Below are 23,883 nucleotides of genomic sequence, written 5' to 3'. Positions count from 1 at the left end.
GACTATTGGAGAAAATAACGTGCTGATCGATTCCCACTGCCATCTTGACCGCCTCGCGGAAGAGAAGACTGCTGAAGCTTTGTCGCCTGTCATTGAGCGTGCAAGAGCGGCTGGCGTAAAACGCATGTTATGTGTCTCCGTGAGTCAAGATGGCTATCAGCAGATGAAACAGATGGTGACGCCTTTTGACGAGGTGGTGCTCTCCTGTGGGGTCCACCCGCTGGATATTGCTGATGGCTTTGATAAGGATTGGCTGTTAGAGCAAGCTAAAGACCCTCGGGTGGTGGCCATTGGCGAAACCGGACTGGACTACTACTACAGCAAAGATGCCATTGAGGCTCAGCAACAAGCGTTCGCTGAACACATCGACGTGGCCAATGCACTGAGCAAGCCGGTGATCGTCCATACCCGTGATGCCAGAGAGGACACCATCGAGATCTTAAAACAGGGACAGGGCGTTAACGGCGTACTGCACTGTTTTACAGAGTCTTGGGAGATGGCCAAAGCGGCTCTGGATATCGGGTTGTATATCTCCATCTCTGGCATCGTGACCTTTAAGAATGCGGAATCATTGCGGGACGTGGTGCGTAAGCTGCCAATGGATCGTCTAATGGTTGAAACCGATGCGCCATACTTGGCGCCTATTCCATATCGAGGAAAACAAAATCAGCCCGCTTATGTGAAAGAGGTGGCGCAGTACGTGGCGGATCTGAAAGGGGTTCGCTACGAGGCTCTGTGTGAGCAAACTGCCGCGAACTTTCATACGCTGTTTAAGCTCTAACGTATTAACGGAAGTAAATAACCACCTTCTAAAGAAGGTGGCTTTCAATTAGCCCCCTAGAAGGGGGCGTTGTTTTGCTAATCCAGCTGCAATTCCGCCTGCTCTTGAGAACGCTCCTCCTTCTCTTGATGGCGAACGTATCTCCTAATTATCTGCTCATTTACCCCGACGGTATCTACGAAGTAACCTCTTTGCCAAAAATGGTTACCCCACAACTTCTTTTTCCTCAAATACAGATACTTATTGAAGAGCTTTAACGCTATCTTGCGCTTTCAGCGCCCCCATCAACTTCGATATCGATAGTTTTGGCGGCACCATCACTACTAAGTGAACATGATCTAACTGAACGCTCAGCTCTAAAACCTCGCAGCCCAACTGTTCGCAGTACACATTGATGCTTCTGTAAACGTCTCGCCCAACCTTGTTCTTTAAGATTCGATACCTGTACTTTGGTGTCCATACTATGTGGTATTGACACCGCCAAAACACGTGAGATGCTTGTTTATAACTACTCATGCTATTGAGTCCTTTTGACTTTGGAAAATCAAAGGTCACGTAGCATGAGTAGTTCTACAGGCAAAGCCTATTTTTATGATAACCACCTACTGAAGTAGGTGGTTTAGGGATAAACAACAAAAAAGCGGCCAATTGGCCGCTTCTTTGATCATGAAGAAAAAAAGCCCATAACCACTCCAAGTTGTCACAGGCTTAGGGGAACTGTCGGCGTTGTCGCACCTGAACTTACCTAAAGGTAGCCTAAAAGAAAGCAAAATCCAAAAATCGAGTAAATTTTTTGAATTTTATTTTCCTTCGAAGATCTCACTGCCTTTTAAGCGTTTACGTTGATCTTATCTCTAACCAGTTCCCGAGGTAGCGAGTTTTTCAACTTTTGCCCCACCCATTTCGCCAATCCTAATGGATAATCATCAAAACAGATCACCACTTCGCCTTTGCGTTTTTGTGGGTTATCGAAGGGGATGTCTCGTCCCTGTAGATAGCTGACCGCTTGGTCTCGATTAACATCGACTCGATTATCGGTATCAGCGCCACAAAGTACGATCAGCTCATGGGTAAGTTTGAGGCCATGCTTGTGTTGCTGCGCCAACTTAATGCCGAGTCGCTGCATGCGAATCTTACCAATGAGTTCATCGCTGCGCTCTGGGAATAGCCACAGCTCATCGTCTCGGCTCATTAGTTGTCCGTTAGGCAAATTAAGGCCAAATGCGCTCTCAAGGTGATCTTGCAGCTCACTGGTCACTTTACGAGAAGCGTGCTTAAAGGGAAACTTGCCTAGAGGCGGTTTTCGGTATTCGCTGTCAATGCTTTGATTTTTCTGAATTGCTGCCACGAAGAAGCCCTCAGAGTCGTAGACCTGAGGCCAGACGTGCAGAAAGCCTTCGTCGGTCACACTGGCATGAGCGCCGTCGAACAACGACTCTAAGGAACACCAGCTTACGGCATCGCCGTACTTGTTTTTAAGCCAATGACAGACCTTCTGGTTCTCTTCAGTATTTAGGGTACAAGTGGAATAAACCAGAGTGCCGCCGGGTTTAAGCGCCTTAAATGCCGAATCGATGAGATCTTGCTGCGTACTGGCAATTTCCAGCACGGAATCCCAGCTCCAATTTGACAGGGATTCTGGATCCTTTCGTAACGTGCCTTCACCGGAGCAGGGCGCATCCAACAAGATGGCGTCAAACTGCTCTGGAAGGGTAGCGCCGAACACTCGGCCATCAAAATGAGTCAGGTTTACGTTGCTGATTCCAAGGCGACTGAGGTTAGCGTGCAGGCTTTTGATTCGCGATGCGGAGTACTCATTGGCCATCAACAACCCTTGGTTGCCCATCCAGGCGGCAATTTGCGTGGTCTTTGACCCCGGCGCTGAGGCCACATCCAACACCATCTCGGGTGAATCACAAAGGTAAGCCAGTGCCGCCGGCGGCATCATTGATGATGCCTCCTGAATGTAAAATAGCCCCATTTGATGCTCGACGGTGTTGCCAAGCTGAACGCGATTATCGTCTCGGGTGAGCCAAAACCCATTGTCACACCAAGGCACCGCTTCAAAGTGCCAACCCAATGGGGTCATGCGGTTGATAAACGCCTCACAATCAATCTTGAGGGTATTGACTCGAATCGAAGGTCTGAGGGGCTGTTGGCTGTAGTGAATCACATCCTCCATCGATAGGTGCGAAGGAAGGATCTCACTGATGACTTTGATAAATTCAGGTTTTAGTGGCGACATGTCACAATGGGCAAAACGAAAAAAGGCGGTCACTATACCATAGGCCGTTATCAATGAGGATTTAGGGTGATCAATCGACTTTGGTTGTTGCTGTTGGTGCTTGGTGCCATCTCAGCAGGTTATCAAGCGCTGTATTTAGAGCACTGGCAGGTCTTTAATGAGATGGCGCAGTCGTTATTTGCCATGGCCAAGCTTAGCGTGGAGATCGCCATCGGCCTGCTTGGGGTACTGGCACTTTGGATGGGGATCATGAACATTGCCGAGAAGGCAGGGCTTTTGGACTCACTGGCTAAGCGATTGACCCCGGTGTTTCAAACCCTAATGCCGGATGTGCCAGCTGGGCATCCGGCGTTGGCGTCGGTGACCATGAACCTAACCGCCAACGCCCTAGGCATGGACAATGCTGCGACGCCCATGGGGCTAAAAGCGATGCAGGACTTGCAATCACTCAATCCCAATAAGGAGACGGCAACCGATGCGCAGATCCTGTTTTTGGTTCTCAACACCTCCTCGGTAACCTTACTGCCCATAACCGTGTTCGTTTATCGAGCCCAGCAAGGGGCAGCCAATCCCACCGACGTCTTTATTCCAATTTTATTGGCCACCTTAGCCTCCACCTTGGTGGGACTACTTTGTGTGGCGTATGCGCAAAAAATTAATCTGCTGCGTCGACAAACCCTGCCACTGTTTGCCGGACTGTTTGCACTGTTGTTGGCGTTTATTGGTTACCTTTCCACGTTAACGGCGTCAGGCTTGGAACAATTTTCCACCTTAAGTTCCGGATTGGTGATCTGTGGGTTGTTGCTTGGGTTTGCGCTCTATGGCACCAAGCAGGGCACCAACGTCTATGATGATTTTATCGAGGGAGCCAAAGGGGGCGTTAAGGTAGTTGTCACCCTCATTCCTTATCTGCTGGCCATGTTGGTTGCCATCGGTTGGCTAAGAGCCTCAGGGGCGCTGGAGGTTCTGCTAGATGGCGTGCGTACGCTCTGCGTTTGGTTAGGCTGGGACGCGCGTTTTGTGGAGGCGCTACCCACGGCATTAATGAAACCGTTGAGTGGCTCAGGGGCCCGAGCGATGATGGTAGAAACCATGAACACCTATGGTGCAGATTCCTTTGCAGGTCGATTGGCGTCAATGATTCAGGGCTCGACGGAGACCACCTTTTATGTGTTGGCGGTCTATTTTGGCTCCGTCGGCATTCGAAATGGCCGTCACGCCATTGTTTGTGGCCTTGCCGCCGATGCGGCGGGCATTACCGCAGCGATTGCGGCGGCGTATTACTTTTTTGGCTAGCCGGCCCTTGACGTGAAAAAGCCCGGCAGAAGTGCATTCTGCCGGGCTTTTTAGTCTTTGCTACTTTACAATGGTGAATCCCACTTTAGCCATTCTGGCTTTGATTTTTGATGCAGCCGAAACTGTTGCCCTGGTTGAATTTGGTTGTCATCGTTGGTGGCATCTTTGGTGGCGAAGGCGATGCCGCCCATCAGTAGGGTGTCTAAGGATTCGGTATGAATTTCAGCGCCGCTGAACAGGCCCAGTTTTACCGACAAACCGCTGGCGTTCCAGAAGCGACTGCTGCCATTGAGTAGGTGCTCGTAGTTGGACCAAACCTCTATCTGTATCTCAACCTTATCCGCTTGGGGCGCCAGTCGATGCCCGATTACCTGACCCACTTGAAGCTGGCGATACAGAATCGGAGAACCGATTTTGATCGATCCTAAAGTCGACTTGGTTAAGGTCACGCGGCGGCTGCCGGTTCGGCCGATGGCGTCGGTGACCGTATCGATGGCATGAAACTGCGACTTGAGATTTCCGGTACTGGGCAGGGCGGCAATGAAGTTACCAAACACCAGGTTACTTAAGTTTTTGGTATTGGTGAGGCCGAGTTCTGCCTTAGCCACGTAATATTTGGCCCCTTCAACCTGAAAGTGGCTTGCCCAGCGCTGATCAATGGCCACCGTCGCTATTAGCTGGGACAGATCGTCGGAGAAGCGAATGCGTTCAACGCTGCCCAGTGGCTGCTGATGGAATTTCACTGGCGCGCCCTTAGCGATCTCGGCACTGGCAGGAAATACGATGGTAAAGCGGCTTACGTCTGCCAAGGCTTCTGACTGGCTATCAAAAACCCACTTGTTGGTGCGCGCACTGCTGTCGTCAAGGTTGGCAAAAGACAGGCCTCCTCGCATCAATCCCATAATCGGAGGGGTATCGACGCTAAAGTTGTTTAATGAACCTTCGATTCTCACACCGCTGTATTTCCAGAAGCGAGACTGCGGCTGATACAAATGGCGATAGCCATCGTCGATGCTAATGCGCACCGTAACTTGGTCCTTATCGGCGCGAAGTGAGCGTATTTGGCCCACCTCCAGCTGTTTGAAGTACACTGGTGAGCCGACACTGAGGTTGTCGGCGCTGTCTGCGGTCAGTTTGAGCCACAGTGGCTCTGCGTCAGTGGCGTGCTTTTCGTTATCAAACAGGGTAACGGCCTGAGTGGGTTTTTGGGCTACTTCCGACGCGGAAAAGGTGATGCTTGGGGCGATGAGCTGAGATACGGGTGCCGTTTCTATGCTGATTTTGGACAGATCCGCCTTAATGGCCGCGCCAGATTGAATCCAGAACTTTGAATTGGCGCCAATCAGCGGCGAAAACTCATCATCGATAAGCAGGGTAAATCGGACATCCTCCTTTCCCAAGGAGACCGATTTCACTTCACCGGCGACTAAACCGCGATAGTAGATGAGGCTACCCGAGGTTAAGCCTTTGGCGGTTGGATGAGTGGCGGTAATCAGAATGCCTGGGCGAGGTGGCTGCTGGGCGAGCTCAAACTGGTAGTTGTCGTCGCCATTGCCTGCAAGCATGTCGATGTGATCGCCAAATAGCAGATTGGCGGGCGCTTTCACTTTGGTTAAGCCAATTTGCGCCTTCACTTGCCAGAACTGACTGCCTTGCTTGAGCAGGTGCTGATAACCATCGAACAGCGTCGCTTCTAACGTCACGCCATCGGATTTGGCGCTGATTCCATCAATTTCACCAACATTCACCCCTTGCCAGCGGATGTCGCTGCCCACTTTAAGCCCAGTAGCACTGGGGGCGCTTAGGGTGAATCCAACGCCGCCGTAAGCTTGGCCCCGGTTCTCAAATAGGGGGAATTGGCTGCCACTGGTGGCAACCTCACTATTTGTCGGTGAATCAAATGCAACGCCACCAGTCAGCAGTGCAGCCAAACTTTCCATTTCAATACTAATGCCATCGAGAGAGGCTTTTGCTTGAACGCCACTGACACTCCAAAAACGGCTCTGCTGCTTGAGAAGGGAGCGGTACTCCTCGTCAACCTGAGCGGTAATGCGCACGGATTGAGTGGTGGGGTCTAGCTTGGTTTGCAAAATGCTGCCAACTTTAACCTGTTGAAAGTAGACCCCTGAACCCGCGTTAAGGTGATTGGAGGCCATGGTGGTCAGCTGAAAAATAGTGGCGCCGTCTTCTGAGGTCGGGGCCATGGTATCGGCAGTAAATTCCAGTCTGGGCTCCCCTTGGCCAGGCTTCATGGCGATGTAGTTGCCTGAAAACAGCGTATCAAGCCCCTCCACACCGGCTAACGAGGCCTTGGGGCTGACCAGCCAAAATTGGGTATCTCGATTCAGAAGGTGAGACACCGTGTGTTCCATTTTCACCGAGACCACAACGCCATCATCTGTATCGTTTAGCGATACATCGTGGACGGTGCCCACATTGACCCCTTGATATCGAACCAGCGTCTTATTGGCCTCGATGCCATTGGCGTCAGGGAAGTGAATGGTGATGTCGGTTCCCTGCTGTTTGACGTAGCTGACGAGTAACCACGCACCTAGGACAGCCGCTAAAAACGGCAAAATCCAGATGGGGGAGATCAGCTTTTTTCTTTTAATGCGGGCAGATTCGAGCTCACTCATGGTGTTGTCTTAGATCCCATAATAATCGTGTGTCGATCGCCTTGGCAGCTAATTGAGTAAAGATAATTACCAAGGCAAAAAAAGTCGCAGCAAGTGCCGGCTTGGCGTCGAGCAGTTGTCCCATGTTGATTAGGCTGGCAACCAGCCCAATCACAAACAGATCCAGCATCGACCAGCGGCCGATGAATTCAATAATGCGGTAGCACCACATCAGGGTGCGCCGGCTTAATGGCCACTGAAAACGGATGCAGCAAAGCACCAGAGCCAGACCAACGAGTTTCATGATGGGCACCATGATACTGGCGACAAATACGATGACAGCAATGCCATACATCTCCGAGTCCACCAGTGACACAATGCCGCTAAAAATGGTGTCGTAGCCGGTTATGCCTTTGTTGGTCAACTGGGTAATGGGGTAGAAGTTGGCTGGAAACAGCATAATTAATGCGGTTAGCCACAACGCCCATGCCTTCTGCTCGCTTTGGGGTTTGCGGTAGTTAATTTTCGCGAAGCAACGGGGACAGTGATCCATCTGTGCCACCACTTTGTGACAGTGGCCGCAGAGAATCCAATCCCGCTGTTGGCCTCGGTTACCGTTTAAAAGCTCGGTCATACCGTTCCCACATGAGTTGGTGATTGTACTCATATTGCACGTAAAAGCTGATTAAAAACAGTAACAAAAAGCTGATCGTACCAATGCCAAAATGCAGGTCGGCAAAGTCTCCCAATTTGAAGGCCGCCACAAAGAAACTGATCAGATAGACCTCGAGCATGGTGAACTGATCCAAGGTAGGGTGCCACCGAAGCAGCCAGCGCAGTGGCCGTTGTCCAACCTCGAGGGAGACGAGGATGAGTTGCATCAAAATTGATAGCAGCATCAACAGCGGCGCGACTACGGCCGCCAGAAAGATGGCACTACCGACCAGCCAGAACCCTTGGTTGATGGTAATCCAGGCCCCGTGAGCAATGGTGGCCGTTCGGATGCTCCCCAGCAGGTTCACTTCCAAAATTGGCAGTAGGTTGGCGGGAACGTAAAGAACCAGAGCGGTGAGCGTCAGTGCCGTTAGCACATTCAGGTCGCAATAGGGACTGTCAGCCACAACGGTGCGGCAGACTGGGCAAAGGAGCTTTCGTCCACGAGGAATCGCTCGGCGTCTAATGACTTGATCGCAATGAGGGCAGAGTAGGTGACAATCTGGCAACGAGATAAACCACTGATTTCTAGATTTGTCCCTATGATAGCTAAAACCGGAAAAAATTCGCCAATTTTTGACCAACAACTAAAGAAACTGGGCCAAAGGGTCGCTGTAGACTTGACTGGTCGCTTGGAAATTGGGTTAATGGCAACCTTATGTGAACTAACCACGAATACAATGTCTAGCGCTACTATCAGTAACGAAACAACACTAGTAAAACAAGCTCAAGCGTTGCTTGAGGGTGAAACCAATCTCATCGCTAATCTCGCGAACCTGTCTGCTTTGATCTTCAATAACGTGGAACGATTAAACTGGGCTGGATTTTACCTGCTTGAATCCCCGCAGATGCTGGTACTTGGACCGTTTCAGGGCCAAGTGGCTTGCACGCGCATTCCTGTAGGACGAGGCGTGTGTGGTACCGCAGTATCCACCGGTGAGGTTCAGCGAATCGAGGACGTACATCAGTTTGAAGGGCACATCGCTTGCGATGCTGCTAGTAACTCTGAAATCGTGCTGCCGATTCGCAAACAAGGCCAGATTATCGGCGTACTCGATATTGATAGCCCGGAGTTGAATCGTTTTGATGATGCTGACCAGCGAGAGTTTGAGGCTTTAGTGGAAGTCTTGGAACGCGCGATTAGCTGAGCCGCAGATGAAAGAACTAGTTACCATACACAGCTATTTGGTTGACGCCGATGGCATTGGCGATTGGGAAGGGGAAGAGGAGATCGCTGCTGATAACCTCAACCGCATTTACCACGCTGTTTACGACGCGGCTGATGTTGACGTTGATCCTTCACTATTGGAGACAATGTTGGAAAGCATCTGGTCGCACTGGCAACACAACCCCGAGTTGGTTGAGTTGGATGACGATTTAATACAGGGAGTTGTCGACTCCCTCTATGAGCATTTTACCAATCAATCCGGGCAGGAAGAATTTAATGACTACTGAAAACCCAAACAAGCTTTCCGACACCAAGGCGGTAATCGCCTTTCTGTGTGAAAAGTTTCCTAATTGCTTCAGCTTGGAAGGTGACGCAAAGCCACTGAAAATTGGTCTGTTCCAAGACGTAGCAGAAGCATTAGCTGATGATGACAGCGTCAGCAAAACCCAGTTGCGTCAAGCGATGCGTCGCTACACCAACAGCTGGCGTTACCTGCGCAGCATCAAAGAGGGCGCTCAGCGTGTTGACCTTCAGGGTGAGGCCTGTGGTGAGATCGATGCTCAGCATGTGGAGCACGCGCAATTGACTCTAAAAGAGAGCCAAGAGCAGGCGAAAGCTCGTAAACAGGAGCATGCCAAGAAAAATAAGGAAAACTCTGCAGCAAAGAAACGGTCTAAGCTGAAAGGTAGACCTGATCAAGCAGGTCGAGCTAAACCGAAACAGGATGCCAAGCGTAATGAAAAGCCTCGTCCTGAGCTGAAGACCGTTGCAGTTGATGCCATGAAAGTTGATATGCCAGTTATGGTTCAGCTTGGCCGCGCGCCAGCTAAAGGAACCATTGTTGATATCAACAAGGACGACGTTCAAGTTCGCTTGGACTCCGGAATGACCATTAAGGTTAAAGCCGAACACATCCGCGTGTAACCATCGCGGACGACTCAAGGCAGGAGTATTGTATGGTAAGAACGAGTAACGCTCGCACAAAACTGGCCATCTGGATCGCTGGTGCGCTGTTTAGCGCGCAAGCATTGGCACTAAGCCCGGTAATCTCCAAAGAGGAATTGCCGACGCTCTCTCAAGAGGCCCAACACAAGGTTGCCAGTAAGCGAGTCACCAACTTGTTTACTCGATCTCACTACCGAAAATTCAGCATGGACGTCGAACTGTCTCAGCAGATCTTTGATCGCTACTTAAAGCAGTTGGACTTTAACAAATCGCTGTTTATTCAAGAAGAAGTCGATAAGTTCAGTGAGCTTAGGGATCACTTCGCCGACATGATTCGTAAAGGCGACATGACCAAAGCCTACGAGATCTACGAGCAAGCCATGGATAAGCGTTATGACCGCTTTACCTATGCACTGGATTTGCTCGAGAAACCGTTCGATTTCGAGAAAGCGGGCGACAAGTACTATTTTGATCGAGAAGATGCCCAATGGGCAACGTCGGAGGCCCAACTGGACGAGCTGTGGCGTCAGCGCATCAAGCACGATGCACTGAACCTCAAGCTGACCGGTAAAAGCAATGACGAGATCAAAGAGGTACTTGGCAAACGCTACAACAATGCTCTTAAACGTCTGAGTCAGACCCACAGCGAAGACGTATTCCAAAGCATCATGGGGGCTTATGCTTATACCATTGAGCCCCATACCAGCTACCTATCACCTCGCAATGCGGATCGATTCCAGCAAGAGATGAATCTGTCTCTTGAGGGTATTGGTGCCGTGTTGATGATTGAAGATGACTACACCACCATCCGGTCTTTGGTACCTGGCGGTCCAGCGGATAACAACGGTGGCCTCAAGCCAGAAGATCGCATCATTGGCGTAGGCCAAGATGAAGACAAAGTTGTGGATGTCATTGGCTGGCGTTTGGATGACGTCGTCGAGCTGATTAAAGGTCCGAAAGGTACCGTGGTTACTCTGGAAATCTTGCCTAAAAAGGGTGGCAGTAATGCCAAACCGAAGCAGATCAAGATTGTTCGCGACAAAGTGAAACTTGAGGATCGCGCGGCTAAATCCAAAGTGGTTGAGCCGGAAACGGGTCCTTACAAAGGTCGTCGCCTTGGTGTTATCGAAATCCCAAGTTTCTACATGAACTTAAGTCAAGACGTTGCCAAAGAGTTGGCAGCCCTAGAAGAGCAAAATGTAGAAGCGGTCACCATCGATCTGCGCAACAACGGCGGAGGCTCACTGACTGAAGCCACGCTGCTAACGGGCTTGTTCATTCCCCAAGGACCAGTGGTTCAGATTCGCGACCAACGAGGCAGCATCAACGTCAATCGTGACAGCGATGGCCAGGTAACCTATTCCGGGCCGTTGTCAGTGATCGTCAATCGCTACAGCGCCTCGGCGTCGGAGATCTTTGCGGCAGCTCTTCAAGACTATGGCCGTGCCATTGTGTTGGGTGAGCAGACGTTCGGTAAAGGTACGGTGCAGCAGCATCGCAGCCTTCAGAAAGCCTATGACTTGTTCGAGAAGCCGATGGGCCACGTGCAATACACCATTGCCCGTTTCTATCGAATCAACGGTGGCAGCACTCAGATCAAAGGCGTCATGCCCGACATCAACTTCCCAAGTTTTGTGGAAGCGGGTGAGTATGGGGAATCGCAGGAAGAAAATGCGTTGCCTTGGGATACGGTGCCAAAGACCCAGTATGAGCAATTTGGTCAGGTGCCGGCGAACATGGTGACCTCGCTGACCAAGCGTTACCAAGATCGCATTAAGTCGAACGATGAGTTTAACTACCTATTGGAAGACATCGCTGAATACCGTGTTGAGAAAGACAAAGGCTACGTCTCTCTGGTTGAGTCCGAACGCATCGCAGAGCGTGATGAAGACGATGCACTTGAGCTGAAGCGAACCAATGAGCGCCGCGCCTTGAAAGGCGAAAAGCCATTGGCGAGCTTAGATGAGGAAGAGGAGATCGCGACCGAGGTTGCCGATTCACAAGCAGATGGCGAAGCGTCTGATAGTGAAGAGGAAGACAACGACTTCCTGCTTTCCGAAGCCGCCAGCATCACATTTGACATGGTTGATTGGAATCGTTTAGCCAAACAGCAATAACGGATTAACCTTTCGAAAAGCCACCTTAGGGTGGCTTTTTTTGTATCTGAACCGAATAACTGCCTACAGCTTCGACGGTTTCCTACCCAAGCTTAAGTTTTTTCTGCCAAATCTCATCCGTTTGAAAGTTAGAAAACGCCGCCTTTCTATGATAAAGATCAAAGATGTAACACATAAATAACAAAAAATTTAAGCGCTATCGTAGCAAGGGGAAGTTATGGCTCAACACGGACGCTGGACCAATCGATTTAGTTATATGCTGGCCGCTACCGGCGCAGCAGTGGGCTTGGGCAACATTTGGAAGTTCCCCTACATCATGGGGGAAAACGGCGGTGGTGCCTTTGTACTGGTCTATCTGTTGTGCATTTTAGCCATTGGTATACCGATCATGATGGCCGAGGTGATGATTGGTAAGCATGGCCGTCTCACACCGTCAAAATCCGCTGCGAAATTGGCGCAAGACTCCGGCCATTCAACCAAATGGAAAGTGACCGGTTGGAGCGGGGTGGTCGCGGGCTTTTTGATTCTCTCTTTCTATGTGGTGATCGCTGGCTGGGCTGTGGCCTACGCTTGGTTTGGTTTCAGTGGCGCCTTTAACGATCAATCGCCGCAGCAGATCGGGAAACTGTTCTCTGATCTTAATGCCAGTCCCTATCCATTAATGGGATGGAGTGCGTTCATTATCGTCGGCACCGTGATTGTGGTCGCCAAAGGGGTGCAAAAAGGGCTAGAAAAAGCGGTAAATACCATGATGCCAATCCTGTTCGTATTGCTGGCCATCATGGTGGGTTATGCGGCCTCTACTGGAGACTTTAACCAAGCGTTTGAGTTCATGTTTGCTGCGGATTTTTTCAAGCTAAGTTGGAATGGGGTACTTATCGCGCTGGGCCACAGTTTCTTTACCTTGTCTCTGGCCTCCGGGATCATGACCATGTACGGTGCCTACCTGCCTGAAAATACCTCCTTGGTTAAGACCTCGGTCTACATCGCCATCATGGATACCTTGGTTGCGTTGATGGCGGGCATGGCGATATTCCCGATTGTGTTCGCCAATGGGTTGCCTGCGGGAGCCGGACCTGGTCTGATTTTCCAGAGCTTGCCTATCGCCTTTGGTCAGATGCCCTTAGGGCAGTGGTTCGGCGGCGGTTTTTTCCTGATGGTGGTGGTGGCCGCATTTACCTCCTCCATTGCGCTGATTGAGGCCAGCGTGGCGTGGCTGGTGGAAAACCGAGGCTTTAAGCGCTGGCAAGCGGCGGTTGGGGCCGGTTTCATCATCTGGGCGGTGAGTCTGCTGACGGTGTTCTCGTTGACCGGCGCCCCTTGGACCAAACTCACTTTGTTTGGGGATGTACAGACCACCATTTTTGATGTCATTGATTACACTACCGCCAACATCATGCTGCCGTTGGGAGGATTGATTATCGCGGTATTTGCCGGCTGGATCGTGGATCCCAAAATCAGTCAAGCCACCATCGATACCCATCCTACGGTGTATCAGTTGTGGCGCATCATGCTGAAGTTCATCGCACCGATTGCCATCCTTGCGGTGTTCTTTAATCTTATTGGCGTTTTGTAGCGGTACTCGCCAACGATGAATCAAAGGCTCTGAAATCAGAGCCTTTTTCTTATCTCACATCCGCTTCTGAAATTGATATACTTGGCAGCTATACCCGCAAAGATACAACGGCATTCAGTCGTGAAAAAGGAGCTTGCCAATGACTGGCCCTCAGGCTAAACACCGCCTTGACTACACCCCTAGTCCTTTTACTATTTCCGAGTTGTCACTGAACTTTCGTTTAGAACCAACCAAAACCCGAGTGGGCGCGAACAGCCAAGTCACTCGAGTGGTCGCCGGAGCAACCACCTTGACCTTAGATGGTGAGTCCCAAAAGCTCATTCGCATCTTAATTGATGGCCAACCGCTGGCCGAAACTCACTACAGCGTTTCCGAAAATGCTCTGGAACTGACGGTTGATAAAGATCAGTTTGAGCTGTACATCGAAACCGAAATCGATCCGGAAAATAACACCGCTCTGGAAGGGCTTTATCGCTCTGAAGGGACATTTTGTACCCAGTGTGAAGCCGAGGGTTTCCGCCGAATCACCTATTTCCTCGACCGGCCAGACGTATTGGCGGTTTATACCACCCGAATCGAAGCGCCAAAAGCGGATTATCCGTTCTTGCTGGCCAATGGTAACAAGATCGACAGCGGCGAGTTGGACGACGGTTGGCACTTCGCCACCTGGCATGATCCGTACCCTAAGCCAAGTTATCTGTTTGCGTTGGTCGCGGGTCAGTTTGATCTGCTTGAAGATGAGTTCGTAACCAAAAGTGGCCGCAAAGTGGCGTTGGAACTGTTTGTTGACCCAGGCCAGGCTAGCCGAGGCGTTCACGCCATGGAGAGCTTAAAGCGTGCCATGCGTTGGGATGAAGAGCGATTCAACCTGGAATACGATCTCAACATCTACATGGTGGTCGCCGTCGACTTCTTCAACATGGGCGCCATGGAGAATAAAGGCTTAAATATCTTCAACTCTAAGTGCGTATTGGCTGATGAAGACAGCGCCACCGACAAAGAGTTTCACCGAATCGAGTCGATCATTGGTCATGAGTATTTCCACAACTGGACCGGTAACCGCATCACCTGCCGAGATTGGTTCCAGTTGTCCCTTAAAGAGGGCTTAACCGTTTTCCGTGATCAAGAGTTCTCCTCAGATCTGGGCAGCCGAGCGGTTAACCGTATTGACGCGGTTAAGACCATTCGTGGTGTTCAGTTTGCGGAAGATGCAGGCCCGATGGCCCATCCCATTCGCCCAGAGCAGGTGATTGAGATGAATAACTTCTACACCGTGACCGTGTATGACAAAGGGTCGGAAGTTATTCGCATGATGCACACGTTACTGGGCGAAGAGGGCTTCCAGAAGGGCATGGCCTGTTATGTGTCCCGTCATGATGGTCAAGCGGCAACCTGTGATGATTTTGTCCAAGCGATGGAAGACGCCAGTGGTGTGGATCTGACTCAGTTCCGCCTGTGGTACAGCCAGTCTGGTACCCCAGAGCTGTCGGTTTCCGAATCCTTTGATGTTGCCAGTGGCGAGTACCGTTTGCAATTTAGCCAACAAACCGCAGCCACCGCAGATCAAACCGAGAAGCAGCCTTTGCATCTGCCTATTAAGATGGAGCTCCTCGACGCTCAAGGTAAGCTACTGGACGCCAAAACCAAAGCGGGCGATTTTGACGGCTTATTCAGCTTAACGGCAGCAGAAGCAGAGCTGGTCTTTACCGGACTTAAGGAAAAGCCGGTTGCCTCGTTGCTGCAAGAGTTCTCTGCGCCGGTGAAACTGCACTTTGCACAGCCAACGGCAGAGCTGTGTTTGGTAATGGCTAACGCCAGCAACGCGGTGGCCCGCTGGGATGCCGCTCAGTCACTATTAATGGCGGCCATTGAAGCGGAGTTTGATGATGCCGCCGCTGAATTGTCGCCTGAGCTGGTTAGCGCATTCGCTAAAGTATTGCTGGATGAGCAACTCGACCCTGCGCTAATGGCGGAGCTAATCACCTTACCGTCGGTCTCCTCCTTACTGGACGCTAAGCCGGGACGTGATATCACTAAATTGTTCCAAGCTCGCCAACAGGTACAGCGTAAACTCAAGCACGCACTGAGCACTGAGTGCGATGTCGCGTGGCAGCGTGTTAATGTTCAAGATGCGGCCAACCGAGCAGCCAAAGGGGCATTGCTTCTGTGGTACGGCCTAGCCGGTGACGAAGCTAAGGTTCAGGCACAGTTCGATAACGCGACGAACATGACCGACACCTTAGCGGCTTTGACCGCGGCTAACCAAGGCCTGCTCTCCTGTCGCGAGTCGATGATGTCCGCCTTTGAGGCGAAGTGGCGTCATGACCCTCTAGTGATGGATAAGTGGTTTACCCAGTTGGCGATTACTCCTGAATCGGTTGAAACGGTGCTTGCTAAAATCAACCAGGCCATGGAGCATGAGCAGTTTGCCATCAGCAACCCAAACCGGGTACGAGCCTTGGTGGGCGCATTTGCAGAAGCGAACCCAATGGCATTCCATGATGACAGTGGCCTCGGCTATGCCTTTTTAGGGGAACAGCTAATGCAGTTGAACGGCATTAACCCCCAGTGCGCCGCTCGTATCATTACTCCATTGATTGGCTTTAAGCGACATAGCGACGAGCGTCAATCTTTAATGCGTGCTCAGCTAGAGCAATTGTTGGCGATGGATGATCTTTCTAAAGATCTGTTTGAAAAAGTCTCAAAAAGCTTGAAATAAGAGTTAAAAGGGGGCTTTTCTCTCGAGATTAGCCCCAGTTTTATTATGATCCGATACCGATTTTTTCTTCGTATTAGTACTGGTGAGTTGCAGAAGTACTACCAAGGTTCAGCGCAAACCCTTGTGGTTAATAGCGACTGCGGCAAAGTGATCCGTCTGCACGTACGTTATATCCGCCCCTTTGTTAATCTTTCTGGTGTACAGGGACGATTCGAGCTCCAACTGACCGATCAAGGGCAATTCCACCAATTACTGCCGATATGAACTTGTTTAACATAGAGTAAACACTTCAAACGGATGCCTATATTGGATTGTGCCAAATGCGGTGTCGCAAATTGACATAAATTCAATCGCTTAGCTCTTGCGCGTGAGCGTGATCACGGTAATGTTCAAATGTCGGTGCGCTAGGGATCGCCAAGCAAGAGCTATCTTGTTGAAAATCAACCCCTTCCTATTTGTTAAAACGCTTGCTAGTCGCAGGATGATGCTGTAACAATGGCGTTAACGCATTGTTGTTTGGTGCGTGAAAAAACAACAAATTAAGGGAAGGGAGAACCGTGATAATGAGACGAGGCGTATTCAGGTTCCGTCAGTCAGCGTTAGCCGCCAGCATTGGTTTGGCATTAGCGCTGCCGACACAAGCCGTCACCTTCAATTGGGGAGAGATCGAGGGCAGTTTTGACTCTACGTGGACCGTTGGCGCGGCCTGGCGAGTTGAAGACCGAAACTACGATAACATCGGCCGTTCTAACCAGCCTGGGTTGAATTGGTCAGGTTACGGGTTTGATTTTGGCGGCGCAGGCTTCAATGAAGTCTATGGCGGAGACCAGTTATTTGCGTTGCCTGTGGGGTCCTACTCCTCAAATGGCGATCTTGCAAACCAGTTGTATTCTCAGGGTGACACTTACTCTGAGATCTTCAAGGGTGTCCATGAGTTAGAGCTGGTGTACAACAACATCGGTCTGTTTGCCCGTGGAATGTACTTCTATGACAAACGCCTAGAAGACTCCGATTTTGATTATCACAATCCAGTATCGGGCGGTGAGTACGACGTGTGTGCTGATGACCTAGCATCAGAATACGCCTGCTCCGACATTCGTCTTCTGGATGCGTATCTATTCGCAGACTGGGACATTGGCGACACGCCACTGTCTGTGCGTTTAGGTCAACAGGTCGTGAGCTGGGGTGAGAGCACTCTAATCTCTCACGGCATCAACAGCATCAACCCTGTGGATCTGGCCCGACTGCAGGCGCCAGGCTCTGAGCTAAAAGAAGCCTTCATTCCGGTTGGGATGTTGTGGGCCTCTTTGGGCATTACCGAAAACTTGAACGTCGAAGCCTACTATCAGTATGAGTGGGAGCAAACTCGCCTTCCGGTTACCGGTACTTACTTCTCAAGTAATGACTTCGCGGGTGCTGGTGGTTATGCCAATAACGCTCAGCTTGGCTTTACCGCCAACCCAGATATCACTTTGGACTGGTTGCTGTCTGAATACTCGAAATTGAGCACCGCAGCGTCACAATCTTTGGCTGCTGGCGACATGGCCGCTTACGCTGGATTGGCGCAGCTGGTGCCGCTGTACGCCACTAAGTCCACCCTGATTGATCATGAATCGTCACCGGACGACCAAGGTCAATACGGTATTAAGATCGGTTATTTCGCGCCGGAGCTTAACGATACCGAATTTGGCTTCTACTTCATCAACTACCACAGTCGCCGACCTCTGATCAGCGGTCAGACTGCCGACTTCAGTACGGCTGCCGTTACCAGTGATCTGGCTGCACTTGCCGAACTCAATGGTGACGTGAGCCGTCAGGATCTTCTGGACCTGAGCACCTTCTCCAAGGCGCAGCTTGGGTACACCGAAGACATTAAACTCTACGGTTTCTCGTTCAACACCACCCTTGGCGAAACCTCCGTTGCTGGTGAAGTTGCCTATCGCCAAGATGAGCCTTTGCAGATTGACGACGTAGAGCTGCTGTTTGCGGCGATGCCTGAGCAGTTATACAACTCCGATCCAACCACCTACGCCATCTTTAAAGATCTGTCTCAGTACACTCTGCCTGATGGCAGCAAAGTGGGCTCTGGCGAAGTGGCTCCGGGTTTTGTTCTGACTGACAGCACTCAGGTGCAGATGACTCTGACCCACATTTTTGGCCCAACCATGGGCGCCGATAACTTCTTGATGTTGGCCGAAGTGGGTGGCGTATGGCTGCATGATATGCCAGATCCTGACGTGCTTCGCATGAATGGTCCAGGCACTGAACGTGCTGGCAGTGGCGGTCGTGAAGACAATCTGGCGGTGCTGGATATCCTCCACAACGGACCAGAGGAAGATGCGTTCCCAACGGATCACGCTTGGGGTTACCGCTTAGTTGCTAAGTGGGACTACACCAACGTTCTTTGGGGCTGGAACGTGTCACCTCGAGTGGTATTTAGCCACGATGTGAATGGCACAACCCCAGATCCACTGTTCCTGTTTACCGAAGACCGTAAGTCTGCGTCAGCCACATTTAGCTTTGACTATCAGAGCCGCTGGTCTGCTGACCTGAGCTACAACGCCTTCTGGGATGGCAAAGGATCGACAAACGCTATGGAAGACAAAGATTTTGTCTCTTTTAACCTTAAGTTCTCTATCTAATCGGGAAGGCTAAAATGAACAAAAACAACCTATTGGCCATTGCAGTAATGGCAAGCTTTGGCTTCACAGCTCAAGCAAAAGTATCTCCAGAGCAGGCAAAAGCTCTGGGCGATACCCTGACTCCGGTTGGCGCAGAGATGGCAGGCAATGCGGATGGCTCAATTCCAGCTTGGAATGGCGGCATCACTAAGGCACCAGCTAACTATCAAGAGGGAAAGTTTCACACTAACCCTTATGGCGACGACAAAATGCTGTATACCGTCACAGCGAAAGACGTGGCTAAGTACGATGCCTTGTTGACCCCTGGGGTTAAAAAGATGTTTGAGCTGTATCCAGACAGCTTCAAAATCAACGTCTATCCCACAAAGCGCAGCGCTTCATATCCGCAGTTTATCTACGACGCTTCGGTGGCGAATGCCACCACCGCGGAGTTGGTGTCCGGCGGTAACGGACTGAAAAATGCCGCCATTGGCGTGCCATTCCCAATTCCACAAAATGGCCTAGAGGCGATTTGGAACCACATCCTTCGCTATCGTGGTTCCGATGCTCATATTCTACGAGGTCAAGCAGCGCCAACCGCCAGCGGCAGTTACACCTTGGTTAAGACCGACGAAAAGATTAAGTTCCTTTACAGTCGTCCAGATGCCAACGCCGCGGATCTCGAAAAAGATAACCTGCTGTTTTACTTCAAGCAGGTGGTAACCTCGCCAGCGCGTTTGGCCGGTACTGCACTTTTGGTTCATGAAACCATGGATCAGGAGAAAGAGCCGCGTAACGCTTGGACCTACAACACCGGACAGCGCCGCGTTCGCCGAGCACCAAACGTTGCATTTGATACTCCGGGAACCGCGTCTGATGGCCTACGTACCACCGACGACTTCGATATGTACAACGGTTCTCCTTCGCGCTACAACTGGGAGCTGAAAGGTAAGAAAGAGATCCTCATCCCTTACAACGACTACAAGCTTCACGGGGAAGATGTAAAGTATGATGACATCTTAAAGCCTGGCCACATCAACATGGATCTGGTTCGCTGGGAGAAGCACCGAGTTTGGGAAGTGGAAGCGACCTTGAAAGATGGCATCAGCCACCTGTACAAGACTCGTACCTTCTACCTTGATGAAGACAGCTGGCAGGTCTCTTTGGTGGATCTGTATGATAAGCGTGATGAGCTATATCGAGTAGGTATGGCGCACGCGGTCAACTACTATGATCTACCAACGGTTTGGACCACTCTGGAAGTCTTCTACGATCTCAGCTCCGGTCGCTATCTTGCGATGGGTCTGGACAACGAAGATGGCGTAGCCAGCTTCGAAGAGGAGTTCAGTGTTCAGAAAGAGTTCACCACCAACTCCTTGCGTCGTAGCGGTCGACGTTAATGGCGGAGCAGGGGCCTTGGCCTCTGCTTATCTTATGGCGCATGGTTGGTCATGCGCTTTAATCAATGCAATCAACCTAGACACAAAAAGAAAAAGTAATGCGTGACAGCGACGTGACGCACCTCTAATTCAAATAGGGTCTCAGACCCGAGTAATGGAATACAACTATGCGGTTATCAATGTTTATTCCGCTTGCATTAGTTGGAGCATGTGCCTTCGCACAGACCCCCCCTCCAGAGCCGGTTTCGGCCTATCAAGCGATAAATGCCACCTCGAGTCCAATGACCAGTTTAGCGTCAACCGTCAACGGTTTGATTGCTGTGGGAGACCGAGGCCAAATTCTCACTAAATTCGGTGAGAGTGATGGATGGCAACAAGCGCCTGTCCCTTCTGATACGTTATTGACCAAGGTGGTGATGCTCGATGACAACATCGGCTTCGCCCTAGGCCATGATGCGGTCATTTTAGGTACGGTGGACGGAGGAAAGAGCTGGGAGTTGCGTCAATATCGACCCGATCTTGAAACGCCGCTGTTGGATCTACAAGCGCTATCTAACGATCACCTTATTGCCATGGGCGCCTACGGCCAACTGTTTCGCAGTATGGATGGCGGTCAAAGTTGGCAATTTGAGTTTTTAGAATCCTTACTGATTCCTGATGATCTCGACTACCTCAATGAGATTCGTATGGACAGTGAGGAAGATTACCTAGCTGAGCGCGCCGCCATTCTTCCCCACGTCAACGATCTGGTGAAACTGAGTGATGGCAGTTTGTTTATCGTTGGAGAAATGGGGCTGATGGCACGCTCCGAGGATGATGGCCACAGCTGGCAGCGATTGCCAGAGATCTATTTTGGTTCGCTGATGACCATGGTTGAAATGGGCGAACAGTGGTTAGTGGCCGGGCTACGGGGCAATGCGTTTGTCAGTGAGGATAAGGGCCAAAACTGGCAGTCACTGGATCTGGATACCCAATCCACCTTTAACGGACACTTAGTAAATGGCAAAGAAGTGATGCTGTTTGGTAATGGCGGTGCCTTGGTTCGTCTGACGCCTCAGAGCGTTCGCATCGACAGCATCGCCGGTGGCCAAGACATTGTCGATCTTAAGGCGGACGCTTCAGGCACGCTTTGGGTCGCGGGTAGTAAGGGACTGGCTCCCGTCACCATTGAGCAGTAAGGAGACTGAGTATGACCAAAATGGTGAATTGGATTGAGCAGTTTCTATTTCGGCACAGAATCGCCGTTATACTGCTGTTTGCACTGATAACTGTCGGCTTAGGCTACAGTGCATCAAAGTTAAAAATGGACGCGGCATTTACCAAAAATATTCCGCTAAATCATCCCTATATGGCCACCTACGTCAAACACCGGGATTCGTTCGGCGGCGCCAACAGTATCATGGTGGCCGTTGAGGACAGCAGCGGCAACATCTTTAATCCAAAGTTTTTCTCGGTACTTCGTGAAGTACATGACCAGCTGTTCTTTATTCCCGGTGTCAATCGAAGCCTAGTGAAATCCCTCTACTCGCCATCCACTCGGTTTACCGAAGTGGTGGAGGATGGCTTCCAGGGGGGGCCGGTCATTCCTGCGGACTTTAAGCCAGATGCTGCTGGCCTGGCAACGGTTCGCGGTAACATTGAAAAAGCGGGCTTAGTCGGGCGCATGATCGCCAACGATTACAGTGCTGCGATGGTCAGCGCTCAGTTGATGGAGCGCGTGCCCCTTACCGAAGAGGAGCGGGTTCAAGCGGTTGCCGAAGGCAAGACCGACATGACCAAACCTCTGGACGTGTTGGCCTTAGCTGAGACCCTAGAAACTCAGCTTCGCCAGAAGTATCAAGACGATCAAATTAAGGTTCACATCATCGGCTTTGCCAAGATGGCCGGCGATGTTGCCGATGGCGCTGCAGGCGTGGTGGTGTTCTTTATGATTGCCATCGCCATTACCGCACTGATGGTGTGGTACTTCTGCCGCAGCATTAAACTGACGGTGCTGCCACTGCTGTGTTCGTTGATCGCGGTGGTTTGGCAACTTGGTGGTTTGACGGTTCTGGGCTTTGGTCTTGATCCCATGTCGATTTTGGTGCCGTTTTTGGTGTTTGCCATTGGCGTAAGCCATGGGGTGCAGATGATCAATGCGGTGGGCCACAAGGTTGCCGAAGGCCAGTCCGCTAAGGCGGCGGCGCAGTTGGCGTTTCGCTCCTTGCTGGTTCCTGGCGGGGTGGCACTGCTGTCAGACACCATCGGATTTTTGACCCTGCTTTCCATCGACATTGGCATCATCCGTGAGTTGGCCATTACCGCATCCCTTGGGGTCGCGGTGATCATCTTAACGAACTTGGTGCTGTTGCCTGTGCTGTTGTCCTTTGTCACCTTTGGCAAAGGCTATCTGGAGCAGGTCAAAGCCTCCCATGGCGAGGTCTCTCCGGTGTGGAAAACCATGTCTAAGTGCGCATCAACGCCTTGGGCATTGGCAATCCTTGCGGTGGCTGTGGTGCTGTATGCCGTTGGCTTTAATCAAGCAAAAGAGATGAAAATTGGCGACCTCCATGACGGCGCGCCAGCGCTGAAATCGGACAGTGTCTATAACCTCGATACCGCTTACATCACCGATAATTACACCATCACCACGGACGTATTGACGGTGATCGTTGAGGCTTATCCTGAGGCTTGTACTTACCACAATGCTCTAGAGCGCATCGATCGGTTCCAGTGGCAGATGGAAAACGTTGCTGGCGTCGAGTCGGCTGCCAGTTTGGCCTCAGTGACCAAGGTGGTTAATGGTGGCTTTAACGAAGGTAACCCGAAATGGCGGGTATTGCCGCGCACCACGGCCACTTTGGTTCAGTCGGTTGCTCAGGTTCCGACCTCAAGCGGGCTTTTGAACAACGACTGTAGCGTGATGCCGGTGTATCTGTTCTTAAAAGATCACAAGGCGGAAACCATCGATACGGTTGTGGCGGCGGTAAAGGCCAAGTCGGCGCAGTTTAACACCGACGATATGCAGTTTAAGCTTGCTTCCGGTCCGGTTGGGGTAATGGCGGCGACCAACGAAGCGGTGGCAGCGGCACAAACGCCGATGATGATGTACGTATACGGTGCCGTATTCATCCTTTGCCTAGTAAGCTTTAGAAGTGTGCGTGCCACCATCGCGGTGATCTTGCCCCTCTACTTAGTGTCGACTCTGGCACAGGCGTTGATGAGTTTGCTTGAGATCGGTTTGACGGTGAGCACCCTGCCGGTGATTGCCCTAGGGGTGGGAATTGGTGTTGATTACGGTATCTACATCTTGTCCAGTATGACCATCTCGTTAAGGGAAGGTTTAGGGGTTCGAGAAGCCTACCTGAAGTCGCTGTGCGATCGTGGTTCTGCGGTGGTGTTCACCGGGATTACACTGGCCGTTGGCGTGAGTACCTGGGTGTTCTCGGATCTTAAGTTCCAGATGGACATGGGCATCATGCTGACCTTTATGTTCCTAGTGAACATGTTGGCGGCAATCATCTTGTTGCCAGCACTGGTGAAACTGCTGTGGTTCAAGCGTCCGGCGATGACCAATGAGCAAACGCCGGCGAAGGCGTAAACGGTTCTAATTGGCGGATTGGAGATATTTTCATCGAGTGATTGCTCCAGTTCGTCAATTATGAAAATTACGCTAACGCAATCGAAAAATCAGTTAATGAATAAAA

General features: G+C 51.0%; 17 protein-coding genes and 1 pseudogene. 13 read left to right on the top strand and 5 right to left on the bottom strand.

The annotated features are described in order from the left end of the window. Positions 1-19: 19 nt before the first annotated feature. Complete coding sequence (locus tag FCL42_RS04270; protein WP_136862139.1) at positions 20-781, top strand: TatD family hydrolase; 762 nt, start codon at positions 20-22, stop codon at positions 779-781. Between the two features lie 77 nt (positions 782-858). On the opposite strand, the pseudogene tnpA reads toward FCL42_RS04270, so the two are convergent. Together tnpA and rsmF are read right to left on the bottom strand one after the other, a co-directional pair. After that, a pseudogene (tnpA, locus tag FCL42_RS04265) lies at positions 859-1,297 on the bottom strand (IS200/IS605 family transposase). Between the two features lie 313 nt (positions 1,298-1,610). Beyond that, positions 1,611-3,026, bottom strand: coding sequence for a 16S rRNA (cytosine(1407)-C(5))-methyltransferase RsmF (gene rsmF / locus FCL42_RS04260; RefSeq protein WP_136862292.1), 1,416 nt, complete (start codon positions 3,024-3,026; stop codon positions 1,611-1,613). A 66-nt stretch (positions 3,027-3,092) separates the two neighbouring features. On the opposite strand from rsmF, the gene FCL42_RS04255 reads away from it, so the two are divergent. Continuing rightward, positions 3,093-4,322 (top strand): nucleoside recognition domain-containing protein, encoded by a 1,230-nt coding sequence (locus tag FCL42_RS04255; RefSeq protein ID WP_136862138.1) that lies wholly within the window; start codon positions 3,093-3,095, stop codon positions 4,320-4,322. A gap of 65 nt (positions 4,323-4,387) precedes the next feature. Here the strand turns inward: FCL42_RS04255 and FCL42_RS04250 are convergent, their stop codons facing one another. The 3 genes from FCL42_RS04250 to FCL42_RS04240 are packed head-to-tail and all read right to left on the bottom strand — an operon-like array spanning position 4,388 to position 8,058. Next, the gene (locus tag FCL42_RS04250; protein WP_136862137.1) at positions 4,388-6,958 is read right to left on the bottom strand and encodes an MlaD family protein; all 2,571 of its coding nucleotides are present in this window, start codon (positions 6,956-6,958) and stop codon (positions 4,388-4,390) included. After that, positions 6,951-7,571: a paraquat-inducible protein A gene (locus FCL42_RS04245; RefSeq protein WP_136862136.1), complete on the bottom strand. Its 621-nt coding sequence runs from the start codon at positions 7,569-7,571 to the stop codon at positions 6,951-6,953. Before FCL42_RS04245 ends, FCL42_RS04250 begins: the two co-directional genes overlap by 8 nt. Continuing rightward, positions 7,549-8,058: a paraquat-inducible protein A gene (locus tag FCL42_RS04240; RefSeq protein WP_229359772.1), complete on the bottom strand. Its 510-nt coding sequence runs from the start codon at positions 8,056-8,058 to the stop codon at positions 7,549-7,551. Before FCL42_RS04240 ends, FCL42_RS04245 begins: the two co-directional genes overlap by 23 nt. Before the next feature lie 273 nt (positions 8,059-8,331). Between FCL42_RS04240 and FCL42_RS04235 the strand changes: the two genes are divergently transcribed. The 11 genes from FCL42_RS04235 (at position 8,332) to FCL42_RS04185 (ending at position 23,777) form a co-directional block, all read left to right on the top strand. Further along, positions 8,332-8,799: a GAF domain-containing protein gene (locus FCL42_RS04235; protein ID WP_136862291.1), complete on the top strand. Its 468-nt coding sequence runs from the start codon at positions 8,332-8,334 to the stop codon at positions 8,797-8,799. A 7-nt stretch (positions 8,800-8,806) separates the two neighbouring features. Then, complete coding sequence (locus tag FCL42_RS04230; RefSeq protein WP_136862134.1) at positions 8,807-9,106, top strand: hypothetical protein; 300 nt, start codon at positions 8,807-8,809, stop codon at positions 9,104-9,106. Next, the gene (gene proQ, locus FCL42_RS04225) at positions 9,096-9,743 is read left to right on the top strand and encodes an RNA chaperone ProQ (protein WP_136862133.1); all 648 of its coding nucleotides are present in this window, start codon (positions 9,096-9,098) and stop codon (positions 9,741-9,743) included. The genes FCL42_RS04230 and proQ overlap by 11 nt, the downstream gene beginning before the upstream one ends. 32 nt (positions 9,744-9,775) lie before the next feature. Then, the gene (gene prc / locus FCL42_RS04220) at positions 9,776-11,881 is read left to right on the top strand and encodes a carboxy terminal-processing peptidase (RefSeq protein WP_136862132.1); all 2,106 of its coding nucleotides are present in this window, start codon (positions 9,776-9,778) and stop codon (positions 11,879-11,881) included. 217 nt (positions 11,882-12,098) lie between these two features. Then, the gene (locus FCL42_RS04215; protein WP_136862131.1) at positions 12,099-13,457 is read left to right on the top strand and encodes a sodium-dependent transporter; all 1,359 of its coding nucleotides are present in this window, start codon (positions 12,099-12,101) and stop codon (positions 13,455-13,457) included. 139 nt (positions 13,458-13,596) lie between these two features. Next, positions 13,597-16,176 (top strand): aminopeptidase N, encoded by a 2,580-nt coding sequence (gene pepN, locus FCL42_RS04210; RefSeq protein ID WP_136862130.1) that lies wholly within the window; start codon positions 13,597-13,599, stop codon positions 16,174-16,176. A gap of 45 nt (positions 16,177-16,221) precedes the next feature. Then, on the top strand, positions 16,222-16,440 hold the full coding sequence (locus tag FCL42_RS22080) for a DUF2835 family protein (protein ID WP_136862129.1): 219 nt from the start codon (positions 16,222-16,224) through the stop codon (positions 16,438-16,440). Between the two features lie 299 nt (positions 16,441-16,739). Further along, complete coding sequence (locus tag FCL42_RS04200; protein ID WP_136862128.1) at positions 16,740-18,818, top strand: DUF1302 domain-containing protein; 2,079 nt, start codon at positions 16,740-16,742, stop codon at positions 18,816-18,818. A 14-nt stretch (positions 18,819-18,832) separates the two neighbouring features. Beyond that, positions 18,833-20,197 carry a DUF1329 domain-containing protein gene (locus FCL42_RS04195; RefSeq protein WP_136862127.1) on the top strand — a complete coding sequence of 455 codons (1,365 nt, stop codon included), beginning with the start codon at positions 18,833-18,835 and terminating at the stop codon, positions 20,195-20,197. 281 nt (positions 20,198-20,478) lie between these two features. Beyond that, positions 20,479-21,375, top strand: a complete 897-nt coding sequence (locus FCL42_RS04190) for a WD40/YVTN/BNR-like repeat-containing protein (RefSeq protein WP_136862126.1) — start codon at positions 20,479-20,481, stop codon at positions 21,373-21,375. Between the two features lie 11 nt (positions 21,376-21,386). Next, positions 21,387-23,777: an efflux RND transporter permease subunit gene (locus FCL42_RS04185; protein WP_136862125.1), complete on the top strand. Its 2,391-nt coding sequence runs from the start codon at positions 21,387-21,389 to the stop codon at positions 23,775-23,777. Positions 23,778-23,883 lie beyond the last annotated feature (106 nt).

This window comes from Ferrimonas aestuarii (genome assembly GCF_005116665.1).
GTDB classification, from domain to species: Bacteria; Pseudomonadota; Gammaproteobacteria; order Enterobacterales; family Shewanellaceae; genus Ferrimonas; species Ferrimonas aestuarii.
The sequence above is the reverse complement of the archived record's forward strand: the minus strand, read 5'-3'. Positions and strand labels throughout refer to the sequence as shown.

Excerpts from the sequence above, each read along its gene's own strand:
- rsmF (WP_136862292.1), bottom strand. The coding sequence starts at position 3,026 with ATGTCGCCACTAAAACCTGAATTTATCAAAGTCATCAGTGAGATCCTT.
- FCL42_RS04250 (WP_136862137.1), bottom strand. The coding sequence starts at position 6,958 with ATGAGTGAGCTCGAATCTGCCCGCATTAAAAGAAAAAAGCTGATCTCC.
- FCL42_RS04245 (WP_136862136.1), bottom strand. The coding sequence starts at position 7,571 with ATGACCGAGCTTTTAAACGGTAACCGAGGCCAACAGCGGGATTGGATT.
- FCL42_RS04235 (WP_136862291.1), top strand. The coding sequence starts at position 8,332 with ATGTCTAGCGCTACTATCAGTAACGAAACAACACTAGTAAAACAAGCT.
- FCL42_RS04230 (WP_136862134.1), top strand. The coding sequence starts at position 8,807 with ATGAAAGAACTAGTTACCATACACAGCTATTTGGTTGACGCCGATGGC.
- proQ (WP_136862133.1), top strand. The coding sequence starts at position 9,096 with ATGACTACTGAAAACCCAAACAAGCTTTCCGACACCAAGGCGGTAATC.
- prc (WP_136862132.1), top strand. The coding sequence starts at position 9,776 with ATGGTAAGAACGAGTAACGCTCGCACAAAACTGGCCATCTGGATCGCT.
- FCL42_RS04215 (WP_136862131.1), top strand. The coding sequence starts at position 12,099 with ATGGCTCAACACGGACGCTGGACCAATCGATTTAGTTATATGCTGGCC.
- pepN (WP_136862130.1), top strand. The coding sequence starts at position 13,597 with ATGACTGGCCCTCAGGCTAAACACCGCCTTGACTACACCCCTAGTCCT.
- FCL42_RS22080 (WP_136862129.1), top strand. The coding sequence starts at position 16,222 with ATGATCCGATACCGATTTTTTCTTCGTATTAGTACTGGTGAGTTGCAG.
- FCL42_RS04200 (WP_136862128.1), top strand. The coding sequence starts at position 16,740 with ATGAGACGAGGCGTATTCAGGTTCCGTCAGTCAGCGTTAGCCGCCAGC.
- FCL42_RS04195 (WP_136862127.1), top strand. The coding sequence starts at position 18,833 with ATGAACAAAAACAACCTATTGGCCATTGCAGTAATGGCAAGCTTTGGC.
- FCL42_RS04190 (WP_136862126.1), top strand. The coding sequence starts at position 20,479 with ATGACCAGTTTAGCGTCAACCGTCAACGGTTTGATTGCTGTGGGAGAC.
- FCL42_RS04185 (WP_136862125.1), top strand. The coding sequence starts at position 21,387 with ATGACCAAAATGGTGAATTGGATTGAGCAGTTTCTATTTCGGCACAGA.